We start from the raw sequence: 11,517 nt of genomic DNA on the forward strand, positions 1-11,517 counted from the left end.
TTTGAACGAGAACACGCAGAACACCCCGGTCGCCGACAACACGCCTCCCGTGACCGACGATCCCTGGGCCGCAGCCTCCGTGCCCGCAGATACGGGCAACGCGCCTGACGCCGCGGCCACTGGCGCCGCCGATGCCGATCCCTGGGCGGCATCCTCCGCCAGCCCCGACGCCGGCACCGATGCCTGGAGCGGCGGCGACGCCGCCGGCGGGGCCGCCAACACCGACTGGCTCAACGCGCCGGCGTCCGCAGGCACGCCCGGCGACGACGGCGGCCTGGCCCATCTGTGGCACCAGATCACCACCGACGGCCTGCCCGTGCAGGGCTGGATCAACGACGGCCTGTCCTGGGTGGTCGACCACTTCCGGCCCTTCTTCCAGAGCGTGCGCGCGCCCATCGACGCCACGCTGACCGGCGTCACCGATGTGCTGCTGGCCGTGCCGTGGCCCGTGCTCACGCTCATCATCGCCCTGCTGGCCTGGCAGTTCGCCAGCCGCACGCTGGCCGTGGGCACGGTGCTGTCGCTGCTGGTCGTGGCGCTGCTGGGCATCTGGCCCGACGCCATGGTCACGCTGGCCCTGGTGCTGACCTCGCTGCTGTTCTGCGTGATCATCGGACTGCCCGCGGGCATTTTCCTGGCCTCGAGCGACCGCGCCCAGCGCTGGACGCGCCCCTTCCTCGACGCCATGCAGACCACGCCGGCCTTCGTCTATCTGGTGCCCGTGGTCATGCTGTTCGGCATCGGCAACGTGCCGGGCGTGATCGTGACCATCGTGTTCGCGCTGCCGCCGCTGATCCGCCTGACCAACCTGGGCATCCGCCAGGTGCGCCCCGATCTGATCGAGGCCAGCCGTGCCTATGGCGCCTCGCCTGCCCAGCTGCTGTGGAAGGTGCAGTTGCCGCTGGCCATGCCGTCCATCATGGCCGGCATCAACCAGGCGCTGATGCTGTCGCTGTCCATGGTGGTGATCGCCTCCATGATCGCCGTGGGCGGCCTGGGCCAGATGGTGCTGCGCGGCATCGGCCGCCTGGACATGGGCCTGGCCACCGTCGGCGGCCTGGGCATCGTGCTGCTGGCCATCGTGCTCGACCGCATCACCCAGGCCATGGGTGAGCCCCGGCGCGGCGGCGCCCATTGGTGGCATGGCGGCCCCGTGGGTCTGGTGATCCGCCTGCTGCGCGGCACGCCCAAGGCCGCCGCGCCACGCAGCGAGCCTGCGCCGGCAGCCACCGCCGCTGCCACGCAGCAAGCGCCCAAGCCCCTGGGCCCTGCGGCCTCGCAGGCGTGAAACCCGCCCCGACATCCGACACAGACAACCCGATACGAGAAGGAGCAAGCATGAAGCAAGACAAGCAAGCCACCCGGAACCTGCGCCACAGCCTGGGCCGCTGGTTCTTCACCAGCGCCACCGCCGCCACCATGGCCGTGGCCATGGTGGGCACCAGCGCCTTTGCGGCCGATGCGGCCGGCGATCTGCCGGGCAAGGGCGTGGCGGTACAGCCGCTCAAGAGCTCGATCGCCGAGGAGAGCTTCCAGACCCTGCTGGTCATGAAGGCCCTGGAAAAGCTCGGCTACGACGTCAAGCCCATGAAGGAAGTCGAATACCCGACGGCCCACATCGCCATCGCCAACGGCGACGCGACCTTCATGGCCAACCACTGGAATCCGCTGCACGCCGACTACTACAAGAACGCCGGCGGCGATGCCAAGCTTTACCGCAAGGGCATCTACTCGGCCAATGCGGCCCAGGGCTACCTGATCGACAAGAAGACCGCCGACGCGCACAAGATCACCAATCTGGGCCAGCTCAAGAACCCCGAGATCGCCAAGCTGTTCGACACCGACGGCGACGGCAAGGCCGACCTGACGGGCTGCACGCCCGGCTGGGGCTGCGAGGCCATGATCGAGCACCAGCTCACGGCCTACAAGCTGCGCGACACCGTCACGCACAAGCAGGGCACCTACTCGGCGCTGATGGCCGACACCATCACGCGCTACAAGGCCGGCAAGCCCATCCTCTACTACACCTGGACCCCGTACTGGGTGAGCAATGTGCTCAAGCCCGGCAAGGACGTGGTGTGGCTGGAAGTGCCGTTCTCCTCGCTGCCCGGCGAACAGGCCGGCACCGACACCAAGCTGCCCAACGGCAAGAACTACGGCTTCATCGCCAACAACCAGCAGATCGTGGCCAACAAGGCCTGGGCCGAGAAGAACCCCGCGGCCGCCAGGCTGTTTGAAATCATCCGGCTGCCCGTGGGCGACATCAACGCCCAGAACTACATGATGAGCCAGGGCCAGAACAAGATGTCGGACGTGGAACGCCACACCGATGCCTGGATCAAGGCCCACCAGAAAACCTTCGACGGCTGGATCGAACAGGCCAAGGCAGCAGCCCGCAAGTCCTGATCCCCGCAGCTCACGGCGCTTTCGGATGCATGTCCGGGCGCCGTTTTTCATTGCCGGGCGCACCAGGCCCCCATGCCGAAGGAACGCCTTTGCCGGAGTGCCGCCCGCTTTCCCCGGACCACTGCATCGACACACAAGGAGAAAACCCAAGGATGACAAAGACCGCGCACACCATGACTTCCCATCGCCCCGCCATGGCGGGCAGCCGCCGGCGCGAACTGCTGGCAGGCGGCGCGGCCGCCGCCATGCTGGGCCTGGCCGGCCTGCCGGCGCGGGCGGCCGAGGAGCTGCCCGGCCAGGGCGTCACGGTCAAGCCGCTCAAGAGCGCGCTGGTGGAGGAAAACTTCCAGACCTTGCTGGTGATGAAGGCCATGGAACGCCTGGGCTACACGGTCAGGCCGTGGGAGGAACTGGACTACCCGCTGATCCATGTGGCCGTGGCCAGCGGCGATGCCACCTTCATGGCCAACCACTGGAATCCCCATCATTCGGAGTTCTACAAGCAGGCAGGCGGCGACGCCAAGCTCTCGCGCAAGGGGGTGTACGCGGCGGGCGCGGCCCAGGGCTACATCATCGACAGGAGAACGGCCGAAAAGCATGGCATCACCCGCCTGGACCAGCTCAAGGACCCGGCGCTGGCCCGGCTCTTCGACGTCGACGGGCGCGGCAAGGCCAGCCTCATCGGTCCCAATGCGGGCTGGGGCGGCGAGGCCGTGGTCTACCACCAGATCGAGGCTTTCGGGCTCAAGGACACGGTGCACTACACCCAGGGAAACTACCCGGCGCTGATCTCGGACACGCTGGCCCGCTTCAAGGCCGGCAAGCCCGTGCTCTATTACGCCTGGACGCCCTACTGGCTCAGCAACGTGCTGCGCCCGGGCCAGGAAGTGGTCTGGCTGCAGGTGCCGTTCTCCTCCATGCCCGGCGTGCAGTCGGAGCTGGACACCCGGCTGCCCAACGGCCGCAACTACGGCTTTCCGCTCAACAACGAGCACATCGTGGCCAACAGGGCCTGGGTCGCGCAGCATCCCGCGGCCGGCAAGCTGTTCGAGACCATGCAGATTCCCATCGGCGACATCAGCCTGCAAAACCGCCTGGTGCATGACGGCGAGAACAAGCCCGCCGACATCAACCGCCATGCGGACAACTGGATCAAGGCCCATCAGAAGACCTTCGACGGCTGGATCGCCCAGGCCCGGGCCGCCCACCGCTCGGCCCGCCAGGCCTGATGCCCCGGCACGGCGCCTGCCCGGTGGCGGGCGCCGCTTCCGTTTTCACGCACCCGCTTTTTCCGTCCCGCCGATTCCGGGGTAGGCACCCATTGCAAAGGAGACACGCCATGCAGCCCGCAAAGTTTGCCATCCATGTTCGTCCACACCACCAGGCCGTGAAGGCACTCGGCAGCCTGCTGATCGCGGCCGGCGCGGCAGCCGCGCTGTACGCCCCGGGCATGGCCCGGGCCGAGGCCGCAAAGCCGGCCCTGCCCGGCAAGGGCATCACGGTGCAGCCCGTCAAGGGAACCGTGGACGAGGAGATTTTCCAGACCGAGCTGGTCTCGCGCGCGCTGGAAAAGCTGGGCTACAAGGTCCTGCCCGTCAAGAGCCTGGAAAACGGCACCCAGCACGTGGCCGTCGCCCAGGGCGACGCCACCTTCACCGCCACGCACTGGATGCCGCTGCACCGTTCCTTCTACGAGAGCAACGGCGGCGACAAGGCCTTCTACCGCGCGGGCGTCTATTCGCGCAACGCCGTGCAGGGCTATCTGATCGACAAGGCCACGGCCGACAAATACAGGATCACCAGCATCATGCAGCTCAAGGACCCCCAGCTGGCCGCGCTGTTCGATACCAACGGCGACGGCAAGGCGGACCTGACGGGCTGCAACCCCGGCTGGGGCTGCGAGCTGGCCATCAACAAGCATCTCAAGGCCCTGGGGCTGGAGGCCTCCATCACCCACAGCCAGGGCAATTACCAGGCACTGATTGCCGACACCATCACCCGCTTCAAGAACGGCAAGCCCATCCTCTACTACGTATGGACGCCGTTCTGGGTGAACACCGTGCTGCGCCCCGGCAAGGAAGTCAGCTGGCTAGAAGTGCCCAACATCCCGGGCGCGACCGGCGACGACGACACCCGGCTGCCCAATGGCAAGAATTACGGCTTCCAGCTCAACCAGCAGTACATCCTGGCCAACAAGGCCTGGGCCGCCCAGAACCCCGCGGCCGCCCGGCTGTTTGCCGTGATGCAGCTGCCCATCGAGGACATCAACGCCCAGAACATGCGCATGCGCCAGGGCGAGAGCAGCCCGGCCGACGTGAGCCGCCATGTGGACAGCTGGATCAAGGCCCACCAGCAGACCTTTGACGGCTGGATCGACGAAGCCCGGGCCGCGGCAACCGCTCCCAAATAAGAAGCGTTCAGCGCACTTCATGCATTGGTTTCAGGCCTCATTTTCCATGGAAACAATGCAGTACAAGCGCCAGCAGCTTCATTATTCATAGCACCCGGCCGCGCCTCCCGGCCCTGGGTGCTTTTTCGTGCCCGGGCAAGCGCCGGCCGCCCGGCTTCTGGGGCTGAAGAATCGGCCGGTTTGGCCGATAGAGGTAACAAAAAGTCTCGAAAATGCAATCCATGCCCATAATCGGGCAGATCCAAAGTCCGAACATGAGCCCACACAACGCCCCCATCATCCACCGCACGGAAGACGTGCTCGTCAGCCTGTGCAACTCCGTCTCGCGCGTGCTGCAGGTCGCCACCCAGTGCCCCATCCAGTACTCGGGCATGGTGCAGCGCATCACCAAGACCAGCCTCAAGCCCGACATCGGCTGCTTCGTGCTGATCGACGGCAGCTTCTCGGGCCTGATCATCATCAACTTCTCGGCCGATGCCGCCATGGAGCTGTACCGCAGCTACCTGCTGTCCATGGGCATGGCCGAGAGCGACCTGGCCAGCTCCTACACCTCGGACGAGGTCAGCAACGTCATGGGCGAACTCATGAACCAGGTGGTGGGCGACTTCACCAGCAAGGTGCAGCGCGAGATGCAGACCCATATCACGCAGAGCCAGCCCAAGATGATCCGCCTGAACAAGCAGGTCAACCTCAGCGTGGACGCCAACCTCGACGCCCCCGAGGCCCGCCGGGTGACCTTCTATACCGGCAACAACAACATCTTCTACCTGGAAATGGCCGTGGATCACACGGAGTTCATCAAGATCGTGGACTTCGAGCCCCAGGAAAAGCCCGATCCCGACGCGCTCATGGCCCAGGCCCAGCATGCTCCCGCCGCCGCGCCGGCGGCCGCCGTGGCCACACAGGCCGACGAAACCGACGACCTGCTCAAGTCCCTGGGCCTCTGAGCCCGCGCCTCTGAGCCCGGGCCCTTGCGCCCGCTCCCGGCCAAGCGACCTGCGGGTCGCTTTTTCTTTGCCTGTCCCCTTTTATGCGCCTGCCGGCATGACCCCATGGCCGACCGCGATATGCCGATTGCCAAATAATTTGAATACCAACTATTTGCATACCTTCGATTTTCCATGACCGCACCCACGCCTACGCCGGCCGCCACGCCGCTGGAGGAGCGCCAGCGCCAGCTCATGTTCGCCATGGCAAAGGTCAACAAGCAATGGCGCCGCACGCTGGACCGGCTGCTTGCCCCCATGGGTCTGACCCAGGCACTGTGGCTGCCGTTGCTGCACCTGGAACACGGCCACGGCCCGATGCGGCAAAAGGATCTGGCGCATTCGCTGGGCCTGGACAGCTCCTCCGTGGTGCGCCTGATCGACGGCCTGGCGGTCCAGGGCTGGGTGGAGCGCATTGACGACAGTGACCGCCGCGTCAAGCGCATCCAGCTGACCACCGCAGGCCAGGCCCAGGTGCGGGCCGTCAAGCAGGTGGTGGCCGCGGCGCGCTCCGAGGCGATGCGGGATATCGCCCCCGAAAGCGTGGACGCGGCGCTGGCGCTGCTGCAGACCCTGCTCGCGGCCATGGACGGCATGCAGCCCGAACCGCCCGGGCCGTGACGGCCCCAAGGTCCCGCTTCAGACATCCCCCGTTCGCGCCCCTCACCATCGCCCCATGCAAGACACCGCATCTCCTGTTCGCAAGGCTCCGCTCTGGCTGCTGGCCTGCATCACCATCGTCGGCACCCTGGCCATGCACATGTTCATTCCGGCGCTGCCCGATGCGGCGCGCGGCTTCGGCGTGGGCCCGGGCCAGATGCAGCAGACCATCACCGTCTACATCCTGGGCATGGCGCTGGGCCAGCTGATCTACGGCCCGCTGTCGGACAGCCTGGGCCGGCGCCCCATGCTGCTCGCGGGCCTGGCCCTCTACACGCTGGCCAGCACGGCGGCCTTTGTCGCGCCATCGGCGCCGTGGCTGATCGGCGCGCGCCTGTTCCAGGCGCTGGGCGGCTGCGCCGGCCTGGCCCTGGGCCGCGCGATCGCACGCGACACGGCTACGCCCGAAACGGCGGTCGGCACGCTGGCCCTGCTCAACCTCATCATGATGGCCGGCCCCGGCGTGGCGCCGACCATAGGCTCGCTGGTGGATGCGGCCTGGGGCTGGCGCGCCATCTTCGCGCTGCTGGCCATACTGGGCCTGCTCACGGCCGTGAGCGTGTGGCGCATGCTGCCCGAGACCGGCCGCCCCACGGGCCAGCTGCACTGGCGCACCGTGCTTGGCGACTACCGCCGGCTGCTGGGCACGCCGCAATTCCTGGGCTTTGCCATCGGCGGCGGCTGCGCCACCACGTCAATCTATGCTTTCCTCGCGGCCGCCCCCTTCATCTTCATCGAGCAGCTGCATGCGACCAAGCCGCAGGTCGGCCTCTACCTGGGCATTCTGATGGCCGGCATGGCCGTGGGCAATGCGCTGGCGCGCCAGCTCATCAAGCGCTGGCCGCTGGAAAAGCTGATGCTGGGCGGCAATCTGCTGAGCATCGCCTGTGCGGCCCTGCTACTGGCGCTGGCGCTGCTGGGCCAGTTGGGCGTTGCCGGCGTCGTGGGCCTCATGGTGCTGTTCAGCCTGGGCTCCGGCATGACCAGCCCCGCCGCACTGAGCAAGGCCCTGGGCGTGCACGCCGATCTGACCGGCTCCGCCGCCGGCGTCTACGGCTGCACGCAGATGGTGGTGGGCGGCCTGTGCACGCTGGGCGCCAGCCTGGGCGGCAACCCGGCCCTGTCAGCCTTTGCCGTGCTCTTCATCGCAGGCAGCATCGGCCAGATGGGTTTTCGCGCCGCCCTGCGCCTGGGCCGATGAGGCGCCGGATGCCGGCGCCTGCGCCCGCAGCCATGGCCTGACCGCATCGTCCACGCTCCAGGCCGCGTAGGCACTGGTTTGCAGCCCTGGCGGCTGCACGCGCGCCAGCAGTTCGCGCACGGCATCCTTGGTGCGCGCCAGCACCAGCGGCAGCCCCTGCCGCTGCATCTGCGCGGCAAACTCGGCCAGCGCCTCCAGGCTGGTGCCGTCGAGGTCGGGCGACTCCTCCAGGCTCAGCACCACGGCGCGCAGGCCTGCGCCGTCCTTTTCGTCCTTTTCATTCTTTTGTCCGCTCATCGCATCCACGCGCTCGCGGATGGCGGCAAAGATCGCATCGGCATTGCCGAAGAACAGCGGCGCCTCGGGCCGGGCGATCAGCAGGCCCGGCACCGCCACCGCCTCGGGATGGCGCGCGGTGTCCACATAGTCGCGCGACTGCGCCAGCTGCCCCAGCCAGCTCACGCGCGGCTCGGCAAAGCGCTTGAGCAGCATGGCGATGCTGACCGCGATGGCCAGCAGCAATCCGTCGAGCACGCCCAGCAGGATCACCGCCACGAAGGCCGCCAGCACGACGAAGCGGTCGCGCTTCCAGTCGAAGTACGGCCGCACCACCGCAGGGTTGAGCGTATGGGCCACGGCATGGATGACGATGGCCGCCAGCAGCGGCTCGGGAATGCGCTCCATCCACGGCAGCAGCTGCCACACCAGCAGGCCCACCACGGCGCAGGCGATTAGGCCCGCGGCCTTGCTGCGCGCGCCCGCCACCTCGTTGGCCGAGCTGGCCGAATACCCGGCCCCCACCGGCATGCCCTGGAACAGCGCCGACAGCGCATTGGCCGCGCCCAGCGCCAGCAGGTCGCGGTTGGGCGAGACCGCATCGCCATGGCGCAGCGCCAGGCTGCGGATGGAGCTGTACGACTCGGCATACAGGATCAGCGCCAGCGCCATGGCCAGCTGGCCCGCGCGCAGCCAGTCGGCCAGTGCCAGATCCGGCACTTCGGGCCGGCTGCCGCCCAGGGCCAGCGAGCCCACGGCCTTGATGCCCCATAGCCCGCAATAGCCCAGCGCATCGAGCGCAATGCCGGCCGCGATCACCAGCAATGCCCCCGGCACCGCCTTCCACCGCCCGAGCAGGCGCAGCACCAGCAGCGCCGCCAGCATCATCGCTAGGCCCTGCGGATTCCACTGCCGCCACTGGCCCAGCAGATCCCAGGCATAGCGCAGGAAATCGCTGTGCTGCGGATGCACGCCCACCGCCACCGGCAGCTGCTTGACCACGATGGTCAGCGCCAGCCCCAGCGCAAAGCCGCGCAGCACGGGCTTGGCGATGAACTGCGAGACCGCGCCCAGCCGCGCCAGCCCGGCCAGCGCGAAGATCACCCCGGCCATCAGCACCATGGCCACGCCCATCAGGTGGCGCTGCGCCTCGCTCACATGCAGCACCGAGGCCATGGCGGCCGCCAGCACCGCGGCCGCCGACGAAGTGGACGAGACGATGGCAAAGCGGCTGCTGCCCAGCAGCCCGTAGGCCAGCAGGCCGGCGAACAGCGCCATCACGCCGGCCTGCGGCGGCAGGCCGGCAATGCCCGCATAGGCCACGGCCTCGGGCAGCAGCAGACCGGCGATCGACAGCCCGGCCACCCAGTCCGCCCCGGCCGGCAAAGCAGGCGCGCGCATCTCAGGCCCCGGGAGCCACGGGAGCCTCCACGCCGGACCAGCCGGGCAGAAAGCGCGCCCTGGGGCTGCGCGCCAGGGCCACGGCGGACACGACCGCAGATTCGGGCAGGCCCTGGCCGCCCGCGCTGCGCAGCGCCGCCTTGTCGAAATGCGGCCGGAAGAAATCGGCCCACAGGAATTCGGCAAACGGCGCCGCATCCTTGGCGTAGCCGCCGGCCTTGCGCACCTCGCCGGCCAGGCTGCGGTAGGGATCGTCCTTGAGCTGCGACAGGCGCCTGGGGATGGACGCGAACTCGTGGCGCCGGCCTTTTTCGTCGTACGGATGCGCCCAGTGGTGGAACTCCATCAGCCGCCAGAACATGTCGGGCTCCACGTCGCTGAAGTCGGCCAGCTGCATTACCCAGACATTCGCCACCTGCTCCTGCGTCAGTGCCTGGCCCAGGTGGTGGTGGTCGACGATGAAAAAGCGCCCGCGCGGCCCGCGCACCGCGGGGAACCAGTGGCTTTGCAGCAGCTTGTCGCGCGCCTTGGGCTTGAGCTGCGCCCATTGCGCGCGCTTGACGGCCACCTCGGCCGCGCCCACCGTCATCTGCGTGGGCCGCAGATCGGCCAGGGCGGCCTGCTCCATATGCTGCTGTGCGGGCATGCGCATCTCCAGGAAACCAGCGATGCGCCATTGTGGGCCTGCCCGCCGCCGCCCGCAGCAGGCCTTGCGCGAATGCGCCTCTCGCCTACAGATTGCCCACCATGTGCTCGGGCACCACCCACTGGTCGAACTGCTCGGCCGTGACGTGGCCGCTGGCAATGGCCGCCTCGCGCAGGCTGGAGCCCTCCTTGTGCGCCTTCTTGGCGATGAAGGCGGCCTTGTCGTAGCCGATGTGGGTGTTGAGCGCCGTCACCAGCATCAGCGAGCGGCCGACCAGCTCCTCAATGCGCGCGCGGTTGGGCTCGATGCCCACGGCGCAGTGGTCGTTGAAGCTGACCATGCCGTCGGCCAGCAGGCGCACGCTCTGCAAAAAGTTGTGCGCCACCAGCGGGCGGAACACGTTCAGCTCGAAGTTGCCCGAAGCGCCGCCGAAGTTGATGGCCACGTCGTTGCCGAAGACCTGGGCGCACAGCATGGTCATGGCCTCGCACTGCGTGGGATTGACCTTGCCGGGCATGATGGACGAGCCGGGCTCGTTCTCGGGGATGGAGAGCTCGCCCAGGCCGCTGCGCGGGCCCGAGGCCAGCCAGCGCACGTCGTTGGCGATCTTCATCAGGCTGGCCGCCAGCGTCTTGAGCGCACCGTGCGCGGCCACCAGCGCGTCGCACGAGGCCAGCGATTCGAACTTGTTCGGCGAGGTGACGAAGGGGTAGCCGGTGATGGCCGCCAGCTCCCGGGCCACGCCTTCGGCATAGCCCTTGGGCGCATTCAGCCCCGTGCCCACGGCCGTGCCGCCCAGCGCCAGCTCGTACAGGTGGGGCAGCGCATGGCGCACATGCCGCTCGCCATGCGCCAGCTGCGCCACCCAGCCCGAGATTTCCTGGCCCAGCGTCAGCGGCGTGGCATCCTGCAGATGGGTGCGGCCGATCTTGACGATGTCGGCAAAGGCGCCGCTCTTGGCCTGCAGCGTCTTGCGCAGCTTGGCGATCGCCGGCAGCAGCCGGCTCTCGATGGCGGTGACGGCCGCCACGTGCATGGCCGTGGGATAGACGTCGTTGCTGGACTGGCTCTTGTTCACGTCGTCGTTGGGATGCACCAGGCGCGCTTCGCCGCGCTCGCCGCCCAGCAGCTCGCTGGCACGGTTGGCCAGCACCTCGTTGACATTCATGTTGGTCTGCGTGCCCGACCCCGTCTGCCACACCACCAGGGGGAATTCATCGGGGTGCCTGCCGGCGATGACTTCGTCCGCGGCCGCGACGATGGCGCGGGCCTTCTTCTCCTCCAGCAGGCCCAGGTGGTGGTTCACGGTGGCCGAGGCCTTCTTCACCTGCGCCAGCGCATGGATGATCTCGCGCGGCTGCCGCTCGCCGCTGATGTCGAAGTTCTGCAGCGAGCGCTGCGTCTGCGCGCCCCAGAGCTGGCGGGCGGGCACGTCGATGAAGCCGAACGTGTCTTTTTCCTGGCGGGTTGCTGTCATGGGAATTCACTCCTTGCAATACAACGCGGTGCAGCTGGCTGGAACAAGGGTCTG

At 68.1% G+C, this 11,517-nt stretch carries 10 protein-coding genes; 7 read left to right on the forward strand and 3 right to left on the reverse strand.

Going from position 1 to position 11,517, the window contains the following annotated elements:
• The first annotated feature begins 1 nt into the window (after position 1).
• The 7 genes from proW to Cte04_RS18220 all read left to right on the forward strand — a co-directional run bounded on the left by proW (position 2) and on the right by Cte04_RS18220 (position 7,663).
• On the forward strand, positions 2-1,288 hold the full coding sequence (gene proW, locus Cte04_RS18190) for a glycine betaine/L-proline ABC transporter permease ProW (protein ID WP_066481945.1): 1,287 nt from the start codon (positions 2-4) through the stop codon (positions 1,286-1,288).
• A gap of 50 nt (positions 1,289-1,338) precedes the next feature.
• Positions 1,339-2,406, forward strand: a complete 1,068-nt coding sequence (gene proX, locus Cte04_RS18195; RefSeq protein WP_083526734.1) for a glycine betaine/L-proline ABC transporter substrate-binding protein ProX — start codon at positions 1,339-1,341, stop codon at positions 2,404-2,406.
• 152 nt (positions 2,407-2,558) lie between these two features.
• Positions 2,559-3,635 carry a glycine betaine/L-proline ABC transporter substrate-binding protein ProX gene (gene proX / locus Cte04_RS18200; RefSeq protein WP_083526735.1) on the forward strand — a complete coding sequence of 359 codons (1,077 nt, stop codon included), beginning with the start codon at positions 2,559-2,561 and terminating at the stop codon, positions 3,633-3,635.
• A gap of 221 nt (positions 3,636-3,856) precedes the next feature.
• A complete protein-coding gene (proX, locus tag Cte04_RS18205; protein WP_066482309.1) occupies positions 3,857-4,816 on the forward strand; it encodes a glycine betaine/L-proline ABC transporter substrate-binding protein ProX in 960 nt (319 codons plus the stop codon).
• A 254-nt stretch (positions 4,817-5,070) separates the two neighbouring features.
• The gene (locus Cte04_RS18210) at positions 5,071-5,763 is read left to right on the forward strand and encodes a DUF3334 family protein (RefSeq protein WP_066481955.1); all 693 of its coding nucleotides are present in this window, start codon (positions 5,071-5,073) and stop codon (positions 5,761-5,763) included.
• A gap of 174 nt (positions 5,764-5,937) precedes the next feature.
• A complete protein-coding gene (locus Cte04_RS18215; protein ID WP_066481958.1) occupies positions 5,938-6,423 on the forward strand; it encodes a MarR family winged helix-turn-helix transcriptional regulator in 486 nt (161 codons plus the stop codon).
• A gap of 55 nt (positions 6,424-6,478) precedes the next feature.
• Positions 6,479-7,663 (forward strand): multidrug effflux MFS transporter, encoded by a 1,185-nt coding sequence (locus Cte04_RS18220; protein WP_066481960.1) that lies wholly within the window; start codon positions 6,479-6,481, stop codon positions 7,661-7,663.
• Here Cte04_RS18220 and Cte04_RS18225 read toward each other — a convergent pair.
• The 3 genes from Cte04_RS18225 to fumC all read right to left on the reverse strand — a co-directional run bounded on the left by Cte04_RS18225 (position 7,586) and on the right by fumC (position 11,463).
• Positions 7,586-9,340: a SulP family inorganic anion transporter gene (locus Cte04_RS18225; RefSeq protein WP_083526737.1), complete on the reverse strand. Its 1,755-nt coding sequence runs from the start codon at positions 9,338-9,340 to the stop codon at positions 7,586-7,588. The genes Cte04_RS18220 and Cte04_RS18225 overlap by 78 nt on opposite strands.
• Position 9,341: 1 nt before the next feature.
• The gene (locus Cte04_RS18230) at positions 9,342-9,986 is read right to left on the reverse strand and encodes a ParB-like protein (RefSeq protein ID WP_083526738.1); all 645 of its coding nucleotides are present in this window, start codon (positions 9,984-9,986) and stop codon (positions 9,342-9,344) included.
• A gap of 85 nt (positions 9,987-10,071) precedes the next feature.
• On the reverse strand, positions 10,072-11,463 hold the full coding sequence (fumC, locus tag Cte04_RS18235) for a class II fumarate hydratase (protein WP_066481968.1): 1,392 nt from the start codon (positions 11,461-11,463) through the stop codon (positions 10,072-10,074).
• Between the last annotated feature and the right edge of the window lie 54 nt (positions 11,464-11,517).

Source organism: Comamonas terrae, from assembly GCF_001544075.1.
GTDB lineage: Bacteria > Pseudomonadota > Gammaproteobacteria > Burkholderiales > Burkholderiaceae_C > Comamonas > Comamonas terrae.

Excerpts from the sequence above, each read along its gene's own strand:
- proX (WP_083526734.1), top strand. The coding sequence starts at position 1,339 with ATGAAGCAAGACAAGCAAGCCACCCGGAACCTGCGCCACAGCCTGGGC.
- proX (WP_066482309.1), top strand. The coding sequence starts at position 3,857 with ATGGCCCGGGCCGAGGCCGCAAAGCCGGCCCTGCCCGGCAAGGGCATC.
- Cte04_RS18230 (WP_083526738.1), bottom strand. The coding sequence starts at position 9,986 with ATGCCCGCACAGCAGCATATGGAGCAGGCCGCCCTGGCCGATCTGCGG.
- Cte04_RS18225 (WP_083526737.1), bottom strand. The coding sequence starts at position 9,340 with ATGCGCGCGCCTGCTTTGCCGGCCGGGGCGGACTGGGTGGCCGGGCTG.
- fumC (WP_066481968.1), bottom strand. The coding sequence starts at position 11,463 with ATGACAGCAACCCGCCAGGAAAAAGACACGTTCGGCTTCATCGACGTG.
- Cte04_RS18215 (WP_066481958.1), top strand. The coding sequence starts at position 5,938 with ATGACCGCACCCACGCCTACGCCGGCCGCCACGCCGCTGGAGGAGCGC.
- proX (WP_083526735.1), top strand. The coding sequence starts at position 2,559 with ATGACAAAGACCGCGCACACCATGACTTCCCATCGCCCCGCCATGGCG.
- Cte04_RS18220 (WP_066481960.1), top strand. The coding sequence starts at position 6,479 with ATGCAAGACACCGCATCTCCTGTTCGCAAGGCTCCGCTCTGGCTGCTG.
- Cte04_RS18210 (WP_066481955.1), top strand. The coding sequence starts at position 5,071 with ATGAGCCCACACAACGCCCCCATCATCCACCGCACGGAAGACGTGCTC.